Raw genomic sequence first — 24296 nt, 5'->3', positions numbered from 1 at the left:
GCAGGCGACGCTTGTTACCACTTCATCTCGCCGGTATTCACTTTCGCGCTGAGCTCGAGAGAACTCTCTTCCGCCAGATTTGGCCAGCGTTGCTTCATTTCGGCAATCACTCCGGCGGAGTCTTTATGGGCTTTCAGCGCCTGCTCAAACTGCTGCAGATAGTCGCGGGTGAAGGTAATCGCGCGATCGCCGGTCGGCGGCGTCCCGAGATAGTGACCCGGAATCACCTGCTGCGGGTGCAGGGCGGCCATATCGTCGAGCGTGGTGCGCCACTGCTGACGACTTTCCGCGCTCTGGGTGTCGGCGGTCCACACGTGCATGCCCCAGGCCACGCCGGTGCCGCCGAGGATCGCTTTATTCGCCGGGATCCACACGAAGGCCGCGTAGTGCTGCGGCTGGAGGATGCGGACTTTCTCGCCGTCGATAGTAAAGGTGTTAGCTTCAATGACCTGCGGCGTATAAAGCTGCTTTGGCGCGCCGTCTTTCATCTGCGGGCCCCAGAAGGCCAGTTTTGCCGATTTGGTCGCCTCAATATGCTTAACCACCTCGGAGGTCGCCACGATTTTTGCCTGCGGGAAGGCCTTCACCAGCGGCTCAAGGCCAAAGTAAAAGTCCGGGTCGCCGGAGGTGATGACGATGCGGGTCAGCTTTTTGCCGCTTTTACGGATCATCTCCACCAGCTTCTCGCCGTCTTTAACGCTAAATTGCGCGTCAAACAGCACCGCCTCATGCGGACCGGAGGCCAGCGTCGAGTTGACGGCGAAGATACCTTTATCCTGCGGGTTATAGGTCTGCAATGTTAAAGGTGCGGCAAAGGCAGCGGAGCTGAACAGTGCGGTGGCAACGGCAAGGGCGGATAATTTCATGGTGGTTTTCTCTGTGTCTGATCAATAACGCTATTTTACGGATTTCCTGATTTGCGAAAATTCCTGAAAAAAGAGATGCTGAGTTTCATAAAACGTGCAGATGGAAGTGAAAGATGGACAGAATTATTGCCGCGCAGGTCTACATGCGGATCTGCGAACTGGGGAGCCTGAGCGCAGCGGCCCGCGCGCTGGGGATGTCGCGCCCGATGGTCAGTCGCTATCTGGAACAGATGGAACACTGGGCGGGTACCCGCCTGATTCACCGTTCGACGCGTAAATTAACCTTAACCGCCGCCGGGGAGAAGGTGCTGCAAAAAACCCGCAGCCTGACGCAACTGTCGGATGAAATTGCCGGGCAGACCGAGCGGGCGGTGCCCAGCGGCACGCTACGCGTCGCCTGCGCTCACTTTACGGCCATGCAGCTGATTTCGCCGCTGTTACCCGATTTTCTCGCCCGTTATCCCCAGCTGCGTCTGGAACTGGATATCAATAACCATCCGGTGAGCCTGATCGGCGAGCGTATTGACGTGGCGATTCGTATCACCGATAACCCGGAGCCAGGAGCGATTGCCCGTCGGCTGGGGGTCTGCCGTTCGGTGCTGTGCGCATCGCCGCGCTGGCTACAGTTACATGGCCAGCCGCAGACGCCGGCGGCGCTCAGCGCACATAACTGTCTGCACTACAGCCATTTCGCCACGCCGACCTGGCAGTTCAGCGATCCGCAGGGCGAAGCCGTCTCCGTGGCGGTCTCCGGCAACCTCAGCGCCGGGATCTCCTCATTACTGCTGGAAGCGGCGGTAGCCGGATGCGGTATCGCGATGTTGCCGGAACTGGAAGCGCAGCGCGCGCTCAACAGCGGGGCGTTGAAGCCGGTGTTGCCGGGCTGGACGCCGAAAGCGCTCAGCGTGTACGGCATCTATTTATCGCGCGACTATCAGCCCAGCGCGCTACCGCTGTTCCTCGATGAGATTCAACAGCAGCTGGCGCAGCTTAGCTAGCGCACTTTCGTCCCGTTGATCCTGCGTCGCGCCTTGTGGGCGCGCGTGCTCCTGCCATCTCCCCCCTCGCTACCTGATACAGGGCGGCGCCCGCTCGTCGATTTCTGGTTCCCGCCGACAGCGGCCGCTTTCGTGAGCCATCTCCGACTTTCATCTAATCCTCTGGTTGATATCTAGACATATCGTAATTTGAGATATATCAATATATGTACATTATTTTACCAATAATTAACATTCAGGAGCGGAGAATGGATCTGGGGATTGGCGGAAAACAGGCTTTCGTCTGCGCATCATCGCAAGGGCTCGGTCTGGCCTGTGCGACGGCACTGGCGGCAGAAGGCGTGAACGTCACGCTAAACGGGCGTTATGAACAGAAGCTGGCGCAGGCGGCATCGGCGCTGCGTCAGCGCTTTCCTCAGGTTGCCGTCACGACCGTCACTGCCGATCTGACGCAGCCGGCGGGGCGCGCGGCGATCCTGGCAGCCTGGCCGAAAATCGACATTCTGGTGACGAATAACGCCGGGCCTCAGCCCGGCGTACTTGCCGACTGGCACGAGGAGGCGCTGCTGGGAGCGATGGCGGCCAATTTTATTCCAGCGGTACAGCTGATTCGCGCCTGGCTGCCGGCGATGCAGCAGCAGCGCTTCGGGCGGATCGTCAATATCACTTCGGCCATGGTCAAAGCGCCGCACTACATGATGGGGCTATCCACCTCGGCGCGGACGGCGCTGACGGCCATCAGCAAAGCGATCGGCCGTGAGGTGGTGGCCGACAATGTGACTATCAACAATCTGCTTCCGGAGCGGATCGATACGCCACGCCAGGCATTTATGCTGCAGCGGCTGATGGATAAAGAGGGTATCAGTCTGCAAGAGGCGCGCCGACGCAATGAGGCGACAATCGCCGCCGGGCGCTTTGGCCGCCCGGAGGAGTTCGCTGCGGCCTGCGCCTTTCTCTGTAGCCAGCAGGCTTCCTATATTTCCGGACAAAACCTGCAGCTCGACGGCGGTTCCTATGAGGGGCTGCTATGAATGCGGATGTCCTGGCGCTATTGACGCTTGAGACGCAGCGTCAGCAGGCACTGGTGGCCGGTGATAGCGTGCGTCTGGCGGCGCTCCTGGCCGACGATCTTGTTCATATTCACAGCACCGGAATGGTACAGGGTAAAGCCGGGTTTCTCGAACACGTGGTGAAAATGGGCGGCTTTGTGGCTATCGAACGGCCAACGCCTGACATTCGTCTGCTGGGCGATATTGCCCTCATCAGCGGCGAAACGCGCAACGTGGTCCGTTCACTGCACGATGGCGCCGAAAGGGTTCGCCACGGTTTTTCCACGCTGGTTCTGCGTCGTTCCCCACAGGGCTGGCAAATTATATTGTCACAAATGACGCCCTTTGCGGCGTAGAAGGAGTGCTATGAAGCTCGTGCGCTACACCCACCACGGACGTACCCGGCTTGGCAAAGTGGTTGATTCTACGGTCATTGATTTATCAGAAATCACCGGCATCGACCACTCCATGCGCCAGTTGCTCAACGATCTGCCGGCGCTTCGCGAACGACTTGAGCGGGTCGCCGGGCCGGCCATTGCGCTAGAGGAGGTCCGCCTGGAGGCCCCGATTCACGACCCGCAGAAGTTTCTCGGCATTGGTATGAACTATCGCCAGCATGCCGAGGAGGCACGCCGGGCGGGGATCGCGATCCCGTCATCGCAAATGTGGTTTAACAAGCAGGTTTCCTGCATCAGCGGGCCCTTTGATCCGGTTGTTAAGCCGCGCATCAGCGAGCAGATGGATTATGAAATCGAGCTCGGTGTGGTTATCGGTCGCCGCTGCCGCCACGTCTGTGCCGGCGATGCCCCCGCGGTGATTGCCGGCTATCTGATCGTCAACGATCTCTCCGCGCGCGACTGGCTGAAAAAATCGCCGACCTTTACGCTCGGTAAATCATTCGATACGCACGGGCCGCTGGGACCGTGGCTGACGACCTGCGATGAAATTGCCGACCCGTTGGCGCTACAGATGACGCTAACGGTGAACGGTGAACAACGTCAGCACGCCTCTACCGGCGATATGATTTACAACATATATCAACAGATTGAGTACCTCTCATCGGTGATGACCCTGGAGCCGGGCGACGTGCTCGCTACCGGAACACCATCCGGGATTGGCGCGCCGACCGGGCGCTTCCTGCAACCGGGCGATCTGCTGCATCTGACCATCGACGGCCTCGGGGCGATAGAACATCGCGTGGTGGCAGAAGACGACGCTATAGCGTGGGAGGCGTGATGAGCAGTAACTCTTTTCGTGATTATCTTCTGCCCGCCGACGCGCCACGTATTCTGGCCGCGCGCAACGTGGATGTCGCCACCTATGGCGCCCGGATGCTGGCGACGGAAAAGGCGCGTGACCTACAGGCCCAGTGGCAGGCCAGCCTGGATGAAACGTTTCGCGGGATCACCACTGACGGCAGGGTACGCGATGGGCTTTTCGCGTTAGCCGATGAAGGGTTTGCCGTCGACGAGGCGGTCGCCGTCGCCAGGGCGCTGCTGCTGACGCTGGAGCCGTCGCAGCACCAGCGCGTCTGCCAGCCGATAGATGCGCCGCAGTGGCGAGCCTGGTATAACCCGGAAATTCCGTTCAATGACTACGGCGTGCGCCTTGAAGCGACCTCTCCGGCGACGCGCGACGCGTTTCTCGGGTTACTGAGGGCCTGCACCAGCGAGCAGGGATTTCGCAAAGTGTCGCGCCTGATGGATGCCAACCATTTCCTTGGTGAGCTGTATGACCTGAATAACATCATGAACCGCTGGAGCTTCCATTTTATGCTGTTCGGCGAGCCTTCTGCGGATCGGCCCTGGGGGTGGAGTATCTACGGCCATCATGTCGCGTTTTGCTGCTTTATCGTCGGACGTCAGTTGACTATCGCCCCCACGTTTATGGGCGTGGAGCCAAACGTTATCGATCGCGGCGATGACAGTGACGCGACGTTGTTTAGCGACGAAGAGCGCTGCGGTCTGGCGTTAATGCAGGCGTTGACTCCGCGTCAGCAAAAACGAGCAACGATTTTCCAGCAGATGGAAGATCCGGCCATGCCGCCAGAGCGCTTTAACTTTGCCGATCAGCGCCATCTGGGCGGGGCGTTTCAGGATAACCGCATGATTCCTTATGAGGGAATTTGTGCGGCGGAGTTCAGTCCGGCGCAGCGCAAGATGTTAATGGCGACGATTGCCTGCTTCCTCGATTTTTTGCCCGATGCTCCGCGACAGCGCCGGCTGGCGTGCATTGAACAGCATCTTGAGGAAACCTGGTGGTGTTGGATTGGCGGCTGCGGCGATGACGATGTCTTTTATTACCGTATTCAAAGTCCGGTGGTGATGCTGGAGTTCGATCACCATAGCGGCATGTGGCTGACCAATGAGCAGCCGGCGCGTTTTCATATTCACACGATTACGCGGATCCCGAATGGCAATGATTACGGCAAAGCCTTATTGGCGCAAACGCGCAAATAAATCTGTTGGTTTTAATTTCTGTTGATATCACCCGTCGCGAACCCTGGGGCGTAGCGCGGGTGGGCGCATTGACGCGCCATTCTCTATGAGCCTGCCTGAACAGGCTCCGGGCGGTAAATAAAAAAATATCTCTGTCTCCTACAATGAGGTTATCTGGCAATGGAATTAAACTGTTCATTCAGAGTCTCAATGCTGGCGTTATTTCCGCTGGCGTTGATGTGCGGCAGTTGTTACGCAAATACGGTATCCACGGGTGGCGACTCTGATTCATTCAACGACTGGCTTTCGCAAGGGAATATTTACGGCGAAGTCAAAACTATGCATTTTTTTAAAGAATTTAACGGTACCGTCGCGGATAAACAAACGCACGCCTTTGGCGGTGATATTCAATATGTCAGCCCGTTACTTTATGGTTTTAGTTTTGGTGTCGCAGATTATGCTTCGTGGAATTTAGGCCTCAATCCCGATAACAGTGAAAAGACGGAAATTTATCTGCCGGCGGATAATATCAATGTTCTGGGCAAGGCCTATCTGCGCTATCGGGGCTATGGATTTAATTTGCAGGGGGGACGAATTGCGCTCGATACGCCTTTCGCCAACGGTGGCGAAGGTCGTACCATGATTCCTGCCTTATATGAGGGGTTTGGCGGCGATTACTCTTTGCTGGATAAGCAGCCGTTAAAGCTGTATGGCTACCGAATCTATCGTTTCAAACCCTTCAGTTCCGATACCTTTGGTAAGGGAGATACCGGGGCGCCCGAGGTCGATGATACGACGATTCCCTCGGTCGACAGCGATGGTTTCTCCACCTTCGGTCTGCGCTATGGCCAGCTGTACGATGCCCAGGCCGAGGCCTGGTATTATCACTTTGATAAACGTGCGCAGATGGCTTTTGTCGGCGGCGAACTGCCGGTACATGGGCTAAGCGTAGGACACTGGACGCCATTTTTCGGCGCACAGTATTTGCATGAATGGGATACATCGGATCAGTCCTGGCCGTATAAAAATATCGACACCGATCTTTATTCTGCGCGAGTGGGTGTGCGCTCACGTAATCATAGTTTCTCGGTGATTGCCACTCATGTTCCCAGCAAGGACGGGGCGTTTTTAAATGGCGCCTATTTCGCGCCATATAATTTCGGTATTTATGACACCACGCCGATTGAGGCCGGGCAACCGCTGGCATCGATGATCACCAGCAATCAGCCCGGCGACGCGCTGGCGCTGCGCTATGTTTATCATAATCAAAACGCGCTGGCGGTATTAGGCTATACGCGTCTGAATTTAAAAGACTCCAGCGGGATTTATTATCCGATTGCCGCTAAGGATATTAATGCCGGATTTATGATATTGGGTTATAACCTGACCCCGCGATTACATGCTGAATTTGAATTTGACTATATTGACTCGCCGTCACCGGTAACCGGTGATTATCATGCGGAACGTCTACGCCTGGTTTATAAATTCGGCGCGATGATGCCGGACAGTGAATATTAATCGTGACGATATTGTCATTTTATGAGTATCAGGGTCTGCCGGCGGTAGATCCTGACTGGAGACAAATATGAGTAACAGAAAAAGTATTTACAGCGAGGCCTTTGTTCACGCCAATCCCGTGCCTGCCGCCTGTCGGATTGGCAATATGGTCTTTTCCGGTGTGATTTATGGCCGCGATCCGCAGACCCGGCAGGTACCGGACGATCTTGATGGCCAGTGCGCGCTGATGTTTGCCCATATCAAAACGCTGATTGAGGACGCCGGCGGGACGCTGGACAGCATTGCCCGACTGACGCTGTTGATGGCGGACAGAAACGAACGCGAAACGGTGAACCGCCACTGGATCCGCTATTTCCCTGATCCGGCATCGCGTCCGGCCAGGTACGCCATCGATGCCAAACTGAGCGGCAATATTCGCATACAGTGTGATTTTATCGCCGTCCTTTAACCCACTTTTCGCGATCGTTTCTCCGCTTTCCCGCGCTTATTCCGTTGGCGAACAAAATTCAGGCCTGCGCCATCTCTTTAAGATATATTTAAAGTTTAGTTATGTTGCAGTGGATGATAAAGGAGTCGACGATGGAACAAACACAACGCTCCGGAAAAAAATCCGCCGGTAACGACAACGCGACGGCTGTCCCGCAGAATGCGGGTCAGTCCGGGCGTCGTGGGCGGGTATTCGATTACGGTGAGCTACGGGTGCTGCTCCTGGCGATGCTGTCTGAACAGCCGAGCCATGGGTACGAACTCATTCATGACATTAAAGAACGTTTTGGCGGGTTGTATAAGCCCAGCCCGGGGGTAATCTATCCGACCCTGACCTGGCTGTATGACCGCAACTATGCGGTTATCGATCTGGAAAAGGGCGGCCGCAAGCGCTACAGCATTACCGAAGAGGGCCGGGCATGGCTGACGGCTAATCAGGCGGTCATGGATATGCTCAAGTCGCGGGTCGCGCCGCAGGCTAACCGGGAATCGCCGGCGGTGCTGGTAGAAGCAATGGACCACCTGAAGCGGGCGCTGAGCCTGCGGCTGAAATATGAACCGCTGCCTGCCGGTATGGTCGTTAGCCTGGCGCAGGCGATTCATCTCGCCGCCGAACGCATTGAACATCTGCTGACCACGCCGGCTCCGGCAGAGGGCGTGCACACCAGTATCGCCTGCATCAGTACGCCCAATGCTTCGCGATTTATGCGCCGCCTGTGCAGCCATTTCCAACATCGCACGCCGGTTGTCAGCGATGAGCACAGCGGGCAGTTTCGACTGAGCATCGGTGAGGTCCGGCTGCATGTGCAGGATAATCTGTTGCAGGTTACGTTGAGCGCCACGGAAACCGACGATCTGGCCGAGATGGAAACCATTGTGGAGCGCCATCTGGCGGAAGCAGCGGTACGTGAAACGTTAGATATCCGCTGGCAGCGGACGTAAAAAAACCGGCAGAGGGCTGCCGGTTTATCGCTTTTGGCCCCGGTAATCTGACGTTTAGCGGGGCCGATATCGTTAATCGAGATGGAACATCCGTGCGGCGTTGCCGCCGAGAATATTGGCCTTATCTTCCGCTGAAATATCCAGACTCTGAATGGTGTCCACCCCCTGGAAGAACCAGTCCTTGCGAATCGGGTAGGAGCTACCGTAGAGAATATTTTTCCCGCCGATCACCTTCACCGCGGCCTCCAGCTGAGCTTTACCCCATTGCGGCGCGCCGGAAGTATCGAAGAAGATGTTGTTGCTTAACTGCGCGCGCAGATTGCCGGTGCCGGTCTGGAAACGGTCGACCGCATCGTTGAACTGATGCTGCGGCGGTACCAGCATATCGGCGAAGGCGTAAAACGCGCCGCCTAGCATGGAGTGGATAAAGCGCAGGTTCGGCAGCTCGTCAAACATGCCGCTGAACAATTCGCGTCCGACGGCGGTGGCCTGGTCGATGCAGCGCCCGAACTGGCGGCGCTGGTTGGTGTACGGCAGCACGGAGTTAAAATCCACCGGCAGCGGCGTATGGTGAACCACAACCGGAACTTCCAGCGAGTTCAGGTAGTTGAGGTAAGGGCGGAAGGCCGGATCGTCGAGATAGATCTGCCCGTAATGGGCGACAATCTGCGCGCCGCGGAAGCCGAGCTGATTCAGGCAGCGGTCGACTTCGCGCAGACACTCTTCGGTTCCCCACGGCGGAACGACCGCCAGCGCCGACATTTTTCCGCCGCTGCGCTTAACGTATTCGGCCATGCGGTCGTTGACCTTTTTGCAGGTCTCCAGATCCAGCCATTCCTGCCATACCGGAAGACGGAAAATGGCGTGGTCGACGCCGGCTTTTTCCATGTCTGCCAGCTGGCTTTCCAGCGTGTACTGACCTTCGGCGTAGTTGAGGTTCACATAGCCTTTCGGCTGTTCGATGATCAGCTGGCGCAGCGGTTTGCCTTCAATCTGCTCCACCCGGGTGTGGACCCCGTACTGTTTCGGCACGCAATCCAGAAATGCATTCAACAGTTTGGCGTCAGAGAACAGGTCGCCTGGCAGCCAGTGCATGTTGGCATCGATAATTTTACTCATGCGTTCTTTCCTTTTGTTTTTGGTGTCATGTTGGTTTGTGTGGGGCTATTTCTGTTCGGTGGCAAAAACGGACTTATATTTACCGGGCGCTACGCTCTCCTTATTTCCGGGAATCCGCATCCCGGCTTTGGCGTGGTATTCGCTGAAGATAGCCAGCGCCTCTTCGTGGGGGAAAATGGCCTCGATATCGTCGAACGGTTTCCCGCCGCTGCGCTCTTCGACAATCCGGCGCACCACCTCAGGGCCTTCGCCGCGTGAAGCCAGCACCAGCCAGTTCACCTTCTCGCGTCGTTCTTCCTCGTAGGCCCGCAGCGCCGCAACCGGATCGGCCACTGTGCTGAGCTTCTCAGCCAGCACGCGGGCGTCGACAAAGGCCTGACAAACGCTGTTGCCGCCGCGCGGATACATGGCGTGCGCGGCGTCGCCCAACAGGGTGATACGGCCAAAAGACCACCGTTCGAGCGGATCGTGATCGATCAACGGGAAGAGATAGCATTCGCGGGCGCGGCGGATCATGTCGCTGACATCCAGGAAACCGAGCTGGCAATCATCGAAAACATGCTCAATCTCTTTGACGCCGGTTTCCTGATTCCAGTCCTCTTCGCTTTGCGGTTTTTCGGCCTGCTCAATCACCCAGTTGACCAGCTGATTTCCCTGGCCATCGACGTTGTCCTGGATGGGGTAGACGATCAGGGTGCCCTGACGAATCGGATCGCCGATGTGCAAAATCGAGCCGCCGGTTTTGATCGGCGGCATTACGGTGACGCCGCGATACAGCGTCAGGCCGGAAAAGTGACTACGCTGAGAGGCCGGGAGCAGCTGACTGCGCACCACGGAGCGAATGCCGTCAACGCCAACCATCACGTCGGCCCGTACCTGCTGCGGGGCCGCCGGGTTCAGGCTGTTATCAAACGTGACGGTTACCCCATGATCGTCCTGGCTGACGCTCAGGCAGCGACAGCCGAGGGTGATGGCATCGGGACCCAAACGCTCCTGAACGGCACGGTAGAGCATCATTTGCAGATGACCGCGATGTACGAAGCGCTGGTCATGTTCATAGCCCATGTGACGGCCGCACTGTTCGGCGAAAATCTGCTGGCCGTAGCCGGTATAAAAAATAGATTCCTGCGCTTCGACGGAGATCTCGCAGAAGGCGTCGTACAGACCGAGTTCGGTCAGCTCTTTCACCGCGTAAGGTTTGATATCTACCCCGACGCCAAGCGGCTTAATTTCCTGAACAGCTTCGAATAAACGTGGTTTAAATCCCTGCTGGTGCAGTCGCAGGGCCGCAGCCAGCCCTGCCGGACCGGCACCAATAATGACGATATCCAACATAATGACTTCCTCAGATTGTTTTATCGGCAGGCCCGATGGCCTGTCATGCTTAGTTCACGGACGATTTGTTGATGCTGCGCCGTCCGGGGCGCGCTGTTCAACCGCCGGTTTATGGTTCGGATCCCGTAGCCAGACTGGAATGCCGACCAGACAGACCGCCAGCCCCGCCAGCACCAGCAGAGAGAGCGAGTGGCCGGTGTGGTTTTGCAATGCATGGAAAAACAGCGGCGGTCCAAGAAAGACGCCAATCAGCGTCAGTTGGGTGATCAGCCCGCTGGTGGCGCCGATGCTGTCACGAGAGGGAGCGACGATCGGAGCCAGCGCCCACATTCCCACCAGCAATCCGCTGCCGAAGGTGAAGATCCACGACGCAACAAGTGACGGCCACAGCCCTATTTGCAGGCTAAAAATAACCAGCGCGGGAATCCCGGTGAGGACGATGCCTGAGGCCCCGATCCATGTCGCCCTGACGCCGCGGTTGAGCAGGGCGCCCACCATCAGACAGCCAATGCCGTTACAGACCATCGCCACCACGTTCCAGCGCGAAACCACCAGCGCATCCACGCCGTAGCTTTTTGCCAGCCACGGGGCGAGGGTGGTGATGACGCCGGTTTGCAGAAAGGCATCGGCGCCGAAGGAGATACCCAGCAGCCACGGTAGCGGGCTTTTCAGCACGTCACGCAGGCCACGGGTGCGGGAGAACATGACTTTTTCCTCCGCGCTCCGCCGCGGCAGGCACAGCTGCGCCAGTACCACCAGCAGCAGAGTCAATACGGAGTGGGCGAGGAATGCCGCCCGCCAGTCGGCAAAGTGGTCGGCGAGACCGGCCGACAGGAACGGCAGCAAAAAACTGGCGGGAACAAAGGTCGACCACAGCGCCATCGCCATCGTGCGCTGCTTACCGGTGGTGATGCGAATAAGCAGGGTGACGGCGGCGACGGCCGTCAGAACATAGCCCACGCCGGTAATGGCGCGGCAGATGAGCAGTAGCTTAAAGGTTGGCGCGGCAATCACCAGCAGATCGCCAGAGACGATGATTATCGCGCCAATCAGCAGCACCACCCGATCGCCGATGCGGTCGACGGTATATCCGGCCAGCAGCGCGCCGAGGGCAACCATCAACGAAGGGAGTGACATCACCAGTCCCACCTGGCCGTGGCCGGTGATATGAAAATCTCTGGCAATGGCCCCCAGTTCGGTAACCGCTTCACTGACGGTCATCGCCGCCATGACGCCAAGGGCGTAGGTCACCAGAATTCTGAGGTAAGCATTTTGTAAAAATGTAGCCACAATCGTACTCCTGAATGCTGTTAAATTTGCTCGCGGACCGTAGCCGGTACCGGGAGCGATGAGGTACAGCGCGTAACGATGTGCAATATCAGGCGTCGTTCGCCATGGCCAGGAAGCGTTCAAGGTCCGGCGGATCGACCCGCAGCGCGGGCGGCTGCGGCGTCACGCCGACGAAGGGGGTGGCTTCGGTAAACCACTTATTTTGTGCCGGCAGCCCCCATTGGTCGGCCCGTTTCGGATCGGCAAGATCCCAACCGACGGCAGGTTCGGGATCGATATGCTGGTAATGGGTGTTGAACAATTCGATGCGATGACCGTCCGGATCGCGGAAATAGATAAACAGCGCGCCGCTGATGCCGTGGCGTCCGGGGCCTCGTTCCAGCTGTGGCGCATAGCCCAGGGCTCCGGCGACATCGCAGGCGCGAATCATGTCGTTAGTATCCGGGATGGTATAGGCGAAGTGGTGCAGACGCGGACCGACGCCGTTTGTAAAAACGATATCGTGAGGATTGCCTTTGCGCTGCATCCACACGCCCCACAGCTGCTCTTCTCCGTCCAGTTCAGACCAGGTGTATTCACTGGTGCGAAATCCCAGCCGCTGATAGAAGTCAAAAGCGGTGCGCACGTTACTGGCCTGCAGCTGGTAATGATCGAGACGCTGAGCGCAGGCGCCGCGATAGTGATGGTACTGTTTAAACATTCTTTCGCGCGGTTCCATGGTCGCGCAGAACTCCAGCGGCACGCCGATGCTGTCGCTGACGTGCAGCGTCAGACCCTGCCAGGGGACCTCCACCAGTTCGGCGTTCGCTCCCTGGGCGGCGAAATAATCCCGTGCCCGTTTGACGTCGTCTTCACTGTGGACCCGCATACCGATGCGTGCGCAGCCAGGCTGTGCGCTTTTACGTAGCACCAGACTGTGGTGACCGCGCTCTTCCAGACCTCGCAGCCAGACGGTGGAGGCATCTTCGTCGCTGACGATCAGGCCCACCAGTTCGCGATAGAAATGTTTGCTTGCCTCGAGGTCCCGTACGTTCAGGACGACATGGCTGGCCCGGGTCACGTTAAAAGGAGGCTGGCCGACTATCTCATTGATTTGTTGCATTGTAGGGTTCTCTCTTTCAGTCATCGCTACAGGTATCGGATACGTGGCGGCTCTGCGGCCATCTGTTCTGATCATGACAAAGCTCAATTGAGATATATCTTTTATCACGATATATCGTGTTATGGAGTGATAGTAGATGAGCGGAAAAAATTCGCTATGCCGCGATGATGAAAATGTGATCTGTTGCGCGAATGTTAATCATTGTCATTTTCGTGTTAAAAATAACGACAGGCGACGCCGTCTGATAATTTTTTGTTTTATAGGGGATTTTCCTAATCCACCGCCGAAAGGCGCCTCACCATCTATACTCTGGGTTCGACATACCAACAGGAGCGATTACATGGCAATCCATAAGAAAGGTCAGGCGCACTGGGAAGGCGATCTCAAAAGCGGTAAGGGGACGGTTTCGACGGAGAGCGGGGCGCTGAGCCAGCAGCCCTACGGTTTCAATACCCGTTTTGAAGGGGTGAAGGGCACCAACCCGGAAGAGCTGATCGGCGCCGCCCACGCCGCCTGCTTTTCCATGGCGCTGTCGCTGATGCTCAGCGAAGAGGGCTACACGGCAACGTCGATTGATACGGTGGCCGTTGTCACTCTGGACAAATCCGGCGGCGGGTTTGCGATCACCAAAGTGGCATTGCAGAGTCAGATTGTGCTTCCGGGCATCGATACCGATGTCTTTGACGGCATCATTCAGAAAGCCAAAGCCGGCTGCCCGGTTTCGCAGGTGTTAAAAGCCGATATTAGCCTCGATTATCAGCTTAATCCTTGATCGTCCGGTGCCCGTTAACGACGGGCACTCCCATCCGCCGTTTATAGCGATAAAGTCACCTCTGGCACATGAGTCCGGCGCCGAATAATGGTATGTTTTGCTGTCACGGACAGAATCAGGCACAGCAATGACCCGCATACGTGGAATGATAGAAGCTCAGGTACTGGGCTTAACCGGCATGGCGCTGAAAGAGATCGACTTTGAACATCCGAAAGGGGAGCCGGGACTGTTTGGCCCGCAGTCAGCCATCTGGCAGGTGCATGGCGATTTCACCTCGATGCTCTGCGGCGGCGTGAGCGCGCTGCTCTTGCAGATGCTGCATCCGCTGGCACTGGCTGGCGTCTGGGACCACTCCAACTTCCGTGAAGATATCTTTGGCCGCCTGCGGCGCACCAGCCAGTTTATTTCCGCCACCACCTTTGGCACCACCGTCGACGCCGAGCGCCTGATTGCCAAAGTGCAGGGGATTCACTTACGGGTCAGCGGGCAGGACAAGGACGGCACGCCTTATGCGGCCAGCGATCCGGAGCTGCTCACCTGGGTTCACGTGGCCGAATGCAGCAGCTTTATGGCTTCACATCTGCGCTATAAGCGCACGGTAGTGACTCAGGCCCGTCAGGAACAATATTTCCACGAGGCGGGGGAGATCGCCCGTCGTCTGGGGGCGCGGGATATCCCCGTAACCCCGCAGCAGATAGCGGAGTATTTACACGATATGCGCCCGCGTCTGCGCTGCGATGACCGCACGCGGGAGGTGGCGACCGTGCTGCTGACGACCCGTTTACCGGGTCGGTTGAGCCGGCCCGTCGGGCATCTGATGATGCGCGCCGGGATTGATCTGCTGCCGCCCTGGGCGCAAGCGATGCTGTCTCTGTCGCTGAGCCCTCTACAACGGCATACCGCCCGTCTGGCGGTCCACGGCGTGGCGAGAGTGCTGCGCGCTTCGGTGCGCAACGGCGCCTATCATTGCGCGATGCGGCGGATGGCGGCCAATTAACCCACGGCGACGCTGGTCGGAAACCGTCCCGGCCATTATTCAGCGCGAAAATACCCACTCCGCTTATATTTCCAGCCTGTTTATCGACGCCATATCGATTAATTTTTTCTATTTCTTGACATTCCCTCATTATTTATAGGTTATATGCAGCAACGGCGCTGCGTTAAATCCGCCGCGCGTTTTCATTTTCGCAAATAGGGTGGGACTCCATGCAGATTAATGAACCTCAGGCTATAACCTTACCGCTGCCGCGCACGGCGATTTTTATCGTCGCCACGGTTGCGCGCTCGGCGGAAAGTCTCGCGCGGGTTCGCGACTGGTGCGATGATTTTGCCGCCGTGGTACGCTCGGTCGGTACCCGCATGCCCCAGGCCGGGTTGTCCTGCATCTGCGGTTTCGGCGCCGATATCTGGCCTCAGCTGTTTGGTCAGCCGGTGCCGAAGCAGCTGCATCCGTTTCGCAGCGTCGGCAGCGGCGAACGCGTGGCCGTCTCAACGCCGGGCGATCTGCTACTGCACATCCGTTCAGACGATATGGGGCTAAGCTTCGAGCTGGCCGCGCAGCTGATGGAAAAACTGGGCAGCGCGGTGACGGTAGTGGATGAAGTCCACGGCTTTCGCTATTTCGACCGACGCGCGATGATTGGCTTCGTCGACGGCAGCGAGAACCCGCAGGGGCGGGCGGCGGCGGATTTCACCCTCATCGGCGATGAAGATGCCGATTTTTCTGGCGGCAGCTATGTGATTGTTCAGAAGTATTTGCATGATATGGCCGGCTGGAACGCCCTGACCGTCGAGCAGCAGGAGCGCATAATCGGCCGCAAAAAAATGAGCAACATTGAACTGGACGCCGACGTTAAACCCTCCTGTTCGCACAGCTCGTTAACCACGCTTGAGGAGAACGGCGAGGAGGTGAAAATCCTGCGTGACAATATGCCGTTCGGTAAGCCCGGGATGGGGGAGTTTGGTACCTATTTTATCGGCTACGCCCGTTCGCCAGCGCCGATTGAACAGATGCTGGAAAACATGTTTGTCGGCCGCCCGGCTGGCAATTACGACCGTCTGCTCGACTACAGCCGCCCGGTGACCGGTAGCCTGTTCTTTGTACCGTCGGCCACGCTGATGGCGTCGTTATCCTCCCGCAGCGGCAATCAGTCACGGCAGTAACAGAATAACCCTGCTGAAATTCGGGGAAAGCAATTTCCCCGCACTTTATTTCATCGCCGCGCCCGGCTGGCATATTGCCTGATAAATAAAAAGGGAACATAATTCCGCGGCCATTATTTCATCGCTAATTAATGGTCAATAGCAACCGCATTGTCGCGCGTATGTCCAATAAAATAATCCACTCGGTTAATAGATATTCTCTATATCCTGAATAGTTCGAGTTGCAGGAAAGCGGCAAGTGAGAGCAGCCCAGGTAAGTGACTGGGATGATCGAATGCAACCACCGCAGATGCAGTTTGAAATATGACGGGTATATAACCAGAATGGGCGTTCAGGAAGTAATACCATGATCATCCGGCCAGAACAACACTGGTTCCTTCGTCTGTTTGACTGGCACGGCTCCGTGCTGTCAAAAATCATTTTTCGCCTGCTGCTTAACGTCCTGATGTCGATTGTCGCCATCATCAGCTATCAATGGTATGAGCAGCTGGGTATCCATCTCACCGTGGCGCCCTTTAGTTTACTGGGGATAGCCATCGCGATTTTCCTCGGTTTTCGCAACAGCGCCAGCTACAACCGCTTTGTCGAGGCCCGTAATCTCTGGGGGACGGTACTGATTGCCGAGCGCACCTTGATGCGTCAGCTGAAAAATATTCTTCCGACGGAGCACCAAACGCATCAAAAAATCGCCAGCTACCTGATTGCTTTTAGCTGGAGTCTGAAACATCAGTTACGTAAAACCCATCCCGGGGATGACCTTAACCGGCTGCTGCCCCCCGATACCGTCGCGGAGATCCTCGGCAGCTCGATGCCGACCAACCGTATCCTGCTGTTGGTTGGCCATGAGCTGGGCCAGCTGCGCGAAGCGGGGAAGGTGAGCGATATCACCTATGGGCTGATGGACAATAAGCTCGACGAGCTGGCCCACGTGTTGGGCGGATGTGAACGCCTGGCCAGCACGCCGGTACCGTTTGCATACACCTTGATTCTGCAGCGCACGGTCTATCTGTTCTGCACCTTGCTGCCTTTTGCGCTGGTCGGCGATCTGCACTACATGACGCCGTTTGTGTCGGTCTTTATCTCGTACACCTTTCTCTCGTGGGATTCTTTGGCGGAAGAGCTGGAAGATCCGTTTGGTACCGCGGCGAACGATTTGCCCCTCAACGCCATGTGCAACACCATCGAACGCAACCTACTGGATATGACCGGACAGCACCCGCTGCCGGAAACGCTGCAGCCTGACCGCTACTACAATCTGACCTGATGATTCTCTCTGCGTAACTGTTAAATAAGTTAAATCTAACGCGTGATAGATAACATTGATTATACAGTTCCGATCCTGATTGTTATGCTTTCGTTAACAAAAAACGTCCGCCGCAGCTTTCTCCGGCGGACGAACTTTTTCACGTTGCGGATCGCCCGGATAAGGTGATTTGGCATGTCGTTCTCGCTTATCGACGGCGCATTCTGGAGTAGATATGAATATGAAAAGACGCTCAGTACCTGGCGTGCATCCTTATGATGGCCCTGCCGGCGGCTGGGGCGCATTGAAAGCAACGGCCATCGCCGTGCGGACACAAATGGATGCCCTGGAAGCGCCCGTCACTCTGCTGCGCACCAATCAGCCTGACGGCTTTGATTGCCCCGGCTGCGCCTGGCCGGATAAAGAGCACAAATCCACTTTCCAGTTTTGCGAAAATGGCGCCAAAGCGGTGACCTGGGAAGCAACCAGCAAACGCGTTACGCCGAAATTTCTGGCGGCGAACACGGTCACCTCGCTGCTGGCCAAAAGCGACTTTGAGCTCGAAGGCTACGGTCGGTTAACCCATCCGCTGGTCTACGATCGCGCCAGCGACACGCTGCGCCCGACCAGTTGGGAAAGCGCTTTTGCGCGTATCGGCGAAGTGGTCAGCGCCATGCAGCCGGACGAGGTCGAGTTCTATACTTCCGGGCGCGCCTCCAACGAAGCAGCGTGGCTGTTCCAGCTGTTTGCCCGTGAACTGGGCACCAACAATTTCCCGGACTGTTCCAATATGTGCCATGAATCGACCAGCGTCGGGCTGCCGCAGTCGATCGGCATCGGGAAGGGAACGGTGTCGCTGGATGATTTTGACAAAACCGAGCTGGTGATTTCCATCGGCCATAATCCGGGAACCAACCACCCGCGTATGATGGGGACGCTGCACGAACTGGCTCGTCGTGGCGTACCGATTATCGTGTTTAACCCTTTGAAAGAGCGGGCGCTGGAGCGTTTTGCCGACCCGCAGAATGTTATCGAGATGGCGACCTTGCGCTCGACGAATATCGCCTCCACCTATTTTCAGGTGAAGGCCGGCGGCGATGCGGCGGCGCTGAAAGGCATTGCCAAAGCGCTGCTTCAGATGGAAGAAGAGCAGGGTGACGTTCTCGATCGCCCATTTATTACCGAGCATACGCAGAACTTCCCGGCGTTTGCCGACGATTTGCAGAAGACCTCCTGGCAAGATATCGAACGCGAATCCGGCCTCACCCGCGCTGACCTGCAGCGGGTTGCCGAGGCTTACGCCAAATCGAACGCCACGATCGTGACCTATGGTATGGGGATCACCCAGCATAATAAGGGGACGTCAAATGTGCGGCTGATCGCCGACCTGCTGCTGATGCGCGGGAATATCGGCAAACCCGGCGCCGGGATCTGTCCGCTGCGCGGTCACTCCAACGTCCAGGGCAACCGCACCGTCGGGATTACCGAGAAGCCGGGCGCTGCCTTCCTGGCGAAGCTGCAGGAGGTGTTTGGTTTCGCGCCGCCGCAGAAACATGGCCATGATGCGGTAAAAGCGCTGCAGGCGATGATCGAGGGCAAATCGAAGGCTCTGCTGTGTCTTGGTGGTAACTTTGCGGTCGCGATGCCCGACCCTGAGCGCGCGTTCCCGGCGATGCGCGGGCTGGATCTCAGCGTGCACGTCGGGACGAAACTCAACCGCTCGCATTTGCTGGTGGCAAAAGAGACGTTTATTCTGCCGTGTCTGGGCCGCACCGAGCTGGATCTGCAGGAGAGCGGGCGGCAGTCGATCACCGTGGAAGATTCCATGTCGATGGTGCACGCCTCGTCAGGGAAACTGAAGCCGGCCTCGCCGCTGCTGCGTTCAGAACCGGCGATTGTCGCCGGAATGGCGATGGCGACCCTGGCCAACACTAAAGTCGACTGGCTCTCACTGGTGGCGGATTACGACCGTATCCGCGATCTGATCGAACGCACCGTTCCCGGTTTTGATAACTACAACGCGCGTATTCGTCACCCGGGTGGTTTTCGCATGCCGTTGCCGCCGACGGAGCGCATCTGGCCAACGCCAACCGGTAAAGCCATGTTCTCGGTGTTCCACGGCGTACATGAGAACGTTCATGTTGCGGGCGAGGAGGTGCTGCGGCTGGTCACCCTGCGCAGCCACGATCAATACAACACCACCATCTATGCCATGGATGACCGCTACCGCGGTATTTTTGGCCGTCGCGACGTGCTGTTTATGAACGAGCAGGATATGGCCAGTCAGGGATTCGAGCACGGTGACCGGGTGGATATCACCACCGCGCTGCCGGACAGCAACCTGCGTCTGCAGGATATTACGTTGGTGGCCTACAACATCGCGCCAGGCACCGTTGGCGCCTATTATCCGGAAGCCAATGTCCTGGTTCCGCTGGACTATATTGACGAAGAGAGCGGCACGCCTTCTTATAAATCCGTGCCGATTCGCCTGACCCTGCGCTCGAAAGAGATTCTGCCGGTCTCCGGCCTGCGCTAATCTGCCCGCGCCCGCTGCCGGCCTCAGCGCCGGCAGCGAACTTTCGCTATTCTGGCGTCAGTACCAGCTTGATGCCAAGGCCGACGAAACCGGCGGCAAAAGCGACCCGCAGCCCCTGCAACACCCTGGGACGGGTCAGCACATAGCCGCGCATCGCGGCCGCGCAGGCGCCGTACAACATAAAGACCAGAAGCGTCATCAGCATAAAAATCCCGCTCAGCGTCAGCATCGCTTGCGCCGGGGAGGCGACATCGCTGCGGATAAACTGCGGCAGAAAGGCGAAAAAAAAGAGCGGCAGTTTCGGGTTGAGAAGGTTAATCAGCACAGCATGGGTGATGATTTTCAGCGGTGAACCGGCCTCATCACGGCGCTCTGGCGTTAGCTCGCCCCGTTGAGCAAATGTGGTCCATGCCATGTACAGCAGCCAGGCCACACCGAGATATTTGATCGCGCCGAAGAGTTCCGGGGTGCGGTGGAGCAGCGCCGCCAGGCCGGTGACGGCAGCAAGCAGATGCGGAATGATACCAAGGGTACAGCCGAAAGCGGCCGCGAAGCTCCTGCTTCTTCCGGCACTGAGGCCGGTGGCGATGGTGTAGAGCGTCCCGGTGCCGGGGGCGAGCACAACCAGCAAAGAGGTCAGTAGAAATTCAGGGCTGATGAACGACATGGCGGTGTTCCTGTGAGAGAAATCGGTCGCACTGAGTATTTCGCCACACCGCGGGCGCGTCTTGAATAAAATTGCAGGGGAGGTTAGCGGACGGAGTGATAGCTGCCCGGGGTGGTGCCGAACTGTTTTTGAAAGGCGCGCGTCAGATGGCTTTGATCGGCGAAGCCAGCCATCTGTGCGGCGTCGGCGGGGGCATGCCCGGCGCTTAACAGCCGACGCGCCAGCCGTACCCGGGACTGTACCAGATAGGCATGCGGAGTAATGCCGGTTTCGCGGGCAAAGCCGCGGATCAGCTGAAAACGACTTATGCCGCACAGCGCCGCGAGCATGTCGAGGGAGGTTTTTTCCTCCGGCGCATCGTCAAGATACTCTTTAGCCAGCGCGATGGTTGGGGAATAACGTACTGGCGCCGTCCGCACGAGACGATGGCAGCCGGTTGCCCGCAACAGACAGAGCAGCAGCACCTCTTCAAGCGCCGTCTCATCGCCCGTGCGGGCGGTGATTTCAGCGAACAGTCGCTGCATAAGCAGGCGCAGCGGCGGGTCATCGACCACCGGGCGCAGCAGAATATCCTCACTTTTGACCTCGCCCTGAAATTCATCGGCGATGAGCTGCGGATCGAGGTAGAGCATCTGCCAGCTGCGGGGACCGTTCAGCGGTACGCCATCGTGCATTTCTCCCGGGTTGACCATAATGATCTGCCCGGCCGAGGCGTCAACCTGGCCAAGATGGCTCCACGAGCGCTGGGCGCCGCGCGTAAAAATACCGAGGCCAAACTGCTCGTGGGCATGGCGTGAGAAGTGCTGTTCGGTCAGCAACGACATGGCCTCGAGGCCGGGGAGAGGCAAGTGATGCTGCTGGACGTGATGGATGCGGGGCGCCATGTGCTCCTCCCGAAGGGGTTCTGTGCGAGTGTAGTCCGGCGATCGTCATTTCCGCAAGCGCCGCACCGGCTTGTATTTGTCCGATGCTGAACGTAACATTTAACTAACATATTTTTTGACCGGGCGAGGGGTGTCTGCATCGCGCCGGCGTTCGCCTATAGCGAATGGCAACACACTGGATTAACCATGGATATTAAACAGCTCAAATACCTGATCGCACTCGATCAAACGCGTCATTTTGGCCAGGCCGCGGCGCTGTGCCATATCACTCAGCCGACGCTTTCGATGCGCATCCGCAATCTGGAAGAGGAGCTCAATCTTGTTCTGATTCAGCGCGGGCAGCGGTTTGAGGGGTTTACCGCCGAAGGCGAACGCATTCTGGCCTGGGCTCGGGCGCTGCTGGCGGCTCATGACGGGCTGGAGGCGGAAGCGGCGATTTGTCGCGGCCAGATGGTGGGGCAACTGCGGGTAGGGATGGTGCCGCTGGCAAGCCTTAACCCGATGCAGCTGATTAAACCGCTGGCCGGGAAGTACCCGGAGCTGCAGTTCAGCCTGCTTTCTCTCACCTCGGAGCAGATTATCGATGGCGTCAGCCGTAATCAGCTCGATCTGGGCATCTGCTACCTTCACCACGTCGATAGCCAGCTTTTCAACGTTAAGCGGCTGCCGGCAACGCGAATGGGGTTGCTGCATGATAAACGCCATTTTCAGTTTGCCGAAGGTACACCGGGCTGGGAAACGCTGGCCGCATTACCGCTTGGTTTTCTCACCAAAGGAATGCATTACCGTGAATCCATTGAGATGAGTTTTAAGAGCAAAGGGTTAACGCCGAAATATGTTTTTGAGAGCGATTCGACCTTCCAGATTATCCAGGCAGTGCAGGCAGGAATTTGCTGCGCCATTATGCCGCTTAACAATGGTCTGGAGGCGTTAAGCGACAATCTGGAGATTATCCCCATCGCCGAAACCGAAGTGGAGTCAATGCTGGCGCTGATCATGCGCAACCAGCAGCCGGTCTCGTCGCTGGCGGAAAAATGTTTTGCCGATGCGCAGGTGATTTTTAATTAACCGGGCCGGGGGATGGGAGGGCGTTACTGGGTCTCAATAGCGCATTCTTTTTGCAGAAAACGCCTTACTGCGCTGAGCGATGACGATTGACCGCCATGTCGGACGGCGCCGCCGAAAATAACCCGGCGGCGCAGAGGACAGTCAGATATTTTCCAGCTCGATACCGCGGGTTTTCGGGCCGTAAATACCCACCGAGAGCATCACCATCAGCATGCTGGCCACGATAAAGCTAATTACCCCCGGGGTGCCGGCGTATTGTAAAATCAGACCGATCAGAATGCTGGTGAGCGCCGTTGACAGGCGGCTGAAGGAGTAGCAAAAGCCCACGGCTCTGGCGCGAATCCGGGTCGGGAAGATTTCCGCCTGGTAGGCGTGATAGCTGATGGTCAACCAGGCGTTGGACCAGGTAATCATAAACCCGCAGACAACCAGCATCACCGGGTTATTCTGCAGAGCAAACAGGGTGCCGAACACCACCGTCATCAGCGCGGAGAGCACGATCTGCCACTTATTCTCAAACCGGTGGACAAAGCGGGTGCAGAACAAGCAGCCCAGCGGGTAGGCGAGAGTGATAAAAAAGGCGTACAGCAGACTGTGGGTAATGCTTGCGCCCTGGCCGGAGAGCAGCGCCGGCAGCCAGTTGCCGAAGCCGAAAAAACCGATCGCCTGGAAGAAGTTCATCACCATCAGCATGATGGTCCGTCTGCGGTATTCCGGCGCCCAGATCTCTTTAAAGCTGCCGCTTTTACGCTGCGCTTCCCGGGTGTCCGGGACATGCTGCGGCGAAGGCGTGACGCCACAGCGCCGCTCCATCTCACACATCACCGCGTGCGCATCCGCATGGCGACCTTTCACCTCCAGCCAGCGGGCCGATTCCGGCAGTTTTTTGCGAATCACCCAAATGATCAGCGAACACAGCGCGCCAAAGATAATCACCCAGCGCCAGCCGGTCAGGCCGAACAGCGTCGTCGGGACCAGCATCCATGACATCAGCGCCACGGCGGGAACCGAGAGAAACTGGATAAAAAAGGCAAAGGCGAACGCTTTGTTGCGCAGATGGGTCGGGACCCATTCGCTCAGATAGGTGTCGATGGTCACCAGTTCAATTCCCAGCCCAATACCGACCAGAAAGCGGCACAAGATGACCCCTTCGGCGCTGTTCTGGAAAGCCATCAGCAGTGAAAATGCGCCATACCAGGCAAGCGCAAACATAAAGGTCAATCGGCGGCCCAGCTTGTCCGCCAGCGGCGCCAGCAGACTGGCGCCGATAAACAATCCGAAGAAGGTGGCCGAGGCAAATGAGGCCTGATCGGAGATGCCAAAAATGCCCTGTTGGTCGGTATGGAAAATATGTTCTGCCAGCAGTCCGGTACTGATATAACCGGTTTGAAAAAGATCGTAGAGCTCAAAGAAGCCGCCCAGCGCCAGCAAAGTAATAAACGACCACAGGCCGACAGAGGCAGGCAGGGCATCGATGCGGCGGGTTAAGCTGGCGTGGGGTTGTTCTGCGGGGGCAAAGGGCGCATCCCCCAGAACCTGGGTGGTAGACATATTATTATTTTCCTCAGATGAAATGTTTGCCTGCTAATGTTATTGGATTGTTAATGGTTTTAAATTTTTAATTCCTCTCCCTGTCGGGGTTCTACAGGTAAAAATATCGTGCTTAAGTCATAGACATGAGGAACTCACTGCTTTCTGCGCCAGGCCGCCGACGGATTTGAAGTAAACAACCAGGCACGCTCTTCATGAGTGGGTGAAAGGAGGGGCTGGCGAAGCTGCTAAGGGGGACGCTTAGCGTGGCGGTGGGGACGGCAATCATG

At 57.4% G+C, this 24296-nt stretch carries 22 protein-coding genes; 14 read left to right on the top strand and 8 right to left on the bottom strand.

The window, feature by feature from the left end; genetic code table 11:
• Positions 1-14: 14 nt before the first annotated feature.
• Positions 15-866 carry a Vmh family MBL fold metallo-hydrolase gene (locus AC007G_RS11440; protein ID WP_142630627.1) on the bottom strand — a complete coding sequence of 284 codons (852 nt, stop codon included), beginning with the start codon at positions 864-866 and terminating at the stop codon, positions 15-17.
• Positions 867-979: 113 nt separating this feature from the next.
• Between AC007G_RS11440 and AC007G_RS11435 the strand changes: the two genes are divergently transcribed.
• The 8 genes from AC007G_RS11435 to AC007G_RS11400 all read left to right on the top strand — a co-directional run bounded on the left by AC007G_RS11435 (position 980) and on the right by AC007G_RS11400 (position 8297).
• The gene (locus AC007G_RS11435) at positions 980-1864 is read left to right on the top strand and encodes a LysR family transcriptional regulator (RefSeq protein ID WP_142630628.1); all 885 of its coding nucleotides are present in this window, start codon (positions 980-982) and stop codon (positions 1862-1864) included.
• 248 nt (positions 1865-2112) lie between these two features.
• Entirely contained in the window at positions 2113-2895 is a 783-nt protein-coding gene (locus AC007G_RS11430; RefSeq protein ID WP_032687788.1) for an SDR family oxidoreductase, read from the top strand.
• A complete protein-coding gene (locus AC007G_RS11425) occupies positions 2892-3269 on the top strand; it encodes a nuclear transport factor 2 family protein (RefSeq protein ID WP_032696237.1) in 378 nt (125 codons plus the stop codon). Before AC007G_RS11430 ends, AC007G_RS11425 begins: the two co-directional genes overlap by 4 nt.
• Before the next feature lie 10 nt (positions 3270-3279).
• The gene (locus AC007G_RS11420; protein WP_064793768.1) at positions 3280-4149 is read left to right on the top strand and encodes a fumarylacetoacetate hydrolase family protein; all 870 of its coding nucleotides are present in this window, start codon (positions 3280-3282) and stop codon (positions 4147-4149) included.
• Positions 4149-5372 (top strand): DUF3500 domain-containing protein, encoded by a 1224-nt coding sequence (locus AC007G_RS11415; protein WP_131063793.1) that lies wholly within the window; start codon positions 4149-4151, stop codon positions 5370-5372. Before AC007G_RS11420 ends, AC007G_RS11415 begins: the two co-directional genes overlap by 1 nt.
• 318 nt (positions 5373-5690) lie before the next feature.
• Positions 5691-6869: a hypothetical protein gene (locus tag AC007G_RS11410; protein ID WP_260612545.1), complete on the top strand. Its 1179-nt coding sequence runs from the start codon at positions 5691-5693 to the stop codon at positions 6867-6869.
• A gap of 67 nt (positions 6870-6936) precedes the next feature.
• On the top strand, positions 6937-7317 hold the full coding sequence (locus AC007G_RS11405; protein WP_131055495.1) for a RidA family protein: 381 nt from the start codon (positions 6937-6939) through the stop codon (positions 7315-7317).
• Positions 7318-7448: 131 nt separating this feature from the next.
• On the top strand, positions 7449-8297 hold the full coding sequence (locus AC007G_RS11400; protein WP_142630629.1) for a DUF2218 domain-containing protein: 849 nt from the start codon (positions 7449-7451) through the stop codon (positions 8295-8297).
• A gap of 72 nt (positions 8298-8369) precedes the next feature.
• Here AC007G_RS11400 and AC007G_RS11395 read toward each other — a convergent pair whose 3' ends face one another.
• From AC007G_RS11395 to hpaD, 4 genes are all read right to left on the bottom strand, one after another.
• Positions 8370-9416 carry an amidohydrolase family protein gene (locus AC007G_RS11395; protein WP_032687778.1) on the bottom strand — a complete coding sequence of 349 codons (1047 nt, stop codon included), beginning with the start codon at positions 9414-9416 and terminating at the stop codon, positions 8370-8372.
• A gap of 45 nt (positions 9417-9461) precedes the next feature.
• Positions 9462-10751, bottom strand: coding sequence for an FAD-dependent monooxygenase (locus AC007G_RS11390; protein WP_050496797.1), 1290 nt, complete (start codon positions 10749-10751; stop codon positions 9462-9464).
• Positions 10752-10805: 54 nt separating this feature from the next.
• Complete coding sequence (locus AC007G_RS11385) at positions 10806-12041, bottom strand: MFS transporter (protein WP_049264376.1); 1236 nt, start codon at positions 12039-12041, stop codon at positions 10806-10808.
• A gap of 88 nt (positions 12042-12129) precedes the next feature.
• Positions 12130-13143 (bottom strand): 3,4-dihydroxyphenylacetate 2,3-dioxygenase, encoded by a 1014-nt coding sequence (gene hpaD, locus AC007G_RS11380; RefSeq protein ID WP_142630630.1) that lies wholly within the window; start codon positions 13141-13143, stop codon positions 12130-12132.
• A gap of 340 nt (positions 13144-13483) precedes the next feature.
• Between hpaD and AC007G_RS11375 the strand changes: the two genes are divergently transcribed.
• The 5 genes from AC007G_RS11375 (at position 13484) to AC007G_RS11355 (ending at position 19857) form a co-directional block, all read left to right on the top strand.
• A complete protein-coding gene (locus AC007G_RS11375) occupies positions 13484-13915 on the top strand; it encodes an OsmC family protein (protein ID WP_049264374.1) in 432 nt (143 codons plus the stop codon).
• A gap of 127 nt (positions 13916-14042) precedes the next feature.
• A complete protein-coding gene (locus AC007G_RS11370) occupies positions 14043-14912 on the top strand; it encodes an oxygenase MpaB family protein (protein ID WP_032696230.1) in 870 nt (289 codons plus the stop codon).
• 209 nt (positions 14913-15121) lie between these two features.
• Positions 15122-16078: a Dyp-type peroxidase gene (locus AC007G_RS11365; protein ID WP_047664879.1), complete on the top strand. Its 957-nt coding sequence runs from the start codon at positions 15122-15124 to the stop codon at positions 16076-16078.
• 346 nt (positions 16079-16424) lie between these two features.
• Positions 16425-17342 carry a bestrophin family protein gene (locus AC007G_RS11360; RefSeq protein ID WP_032699878.1) on the top strand — a complete coding sequence of 306 codons (918 nt, stop codon included), beginning with the start codon at positions 16425-16427 and terminating at the stop codon, positions 17340-17342.
• Positions 17343-17556: 214 nt separating this feature from the next.
• A complete protein-coding gene (locus AC007G_RS11355) occupies positions 17557-19857 on the top strand; it encodes an FdhF/YdeP family oxidoreductase (RefSeq protein WP_049264372.1) in 2301 nt (766 codons plus the stop codon).
• Positions 19858-19903: 46 nt separating this feature from the next.
• Here AC007G_RS11355 and AC007G_RS11350 read toward each other — a convergent pair whose 3' ends face one another.
• On the bottom strand, positions 19904-20524 hold the full coding sequence (locus AC007G_RS11350) for a LysE family translocator (RefSeq protein WP_077267071.1): 621 nt from the start codon (positions 20522-20524) through the stop codon (positions 19904-19906).
• An 83-nt stretch (positions 20525-20607) separates the two neighbouring features.
• Positions 20608-21408 (bottom strand): helix-turn-helix transcriptional regulator, encoded by an 801-nt coding sequence (locus tag AC007G_RS11345; RefSeq protein WP_046852531.1) that lies wholly within the window; start codon positions 21406-21408, stop codon positions 20608-20610.
• A gap of 186 nt (positions 21409-21594) precedes the next feature.
• Here AC007G_RS11345 and AC007G_RS11340 point away from each other — a divergent pair, with 186 nt between their 5' ends.
• Positions 21595-22476: a LysR family transcriptional regulator gene (locus tag AC007G_RS11340; RefSeq protein ID WP_032696227.1), complete on the top strand. Its 882-nt coding sequence runs from the start codon at positions 21595-21597 to the stop codon at positions 22474-22476.
• Between the two features lie 141 nt (positions 22477-22617).
• Here AC007G_RS11340 and AC007G_RS11335 read toward each other — a convergent pair whose 3' ends face one another.
• Complete coding sequence (locus AC007G_RS11335) at positions 22618-24027, bottom strand: MFS transporter (protein WP_032699875.1); 1410 nt, start codon at positions 24025-24027, stop codon at positions 22618-22620.
• Positions 24028-24296: the final 269 nt, after the last annotated feature.

It is taken from the genome of Klebsiella sp. CSG-1 (assembly GCF_056521145.1).
Note: the sequence above shows the minus strand (reverse complement) of the source record. Positions and strands in the feature narration are given on the sequence as shown.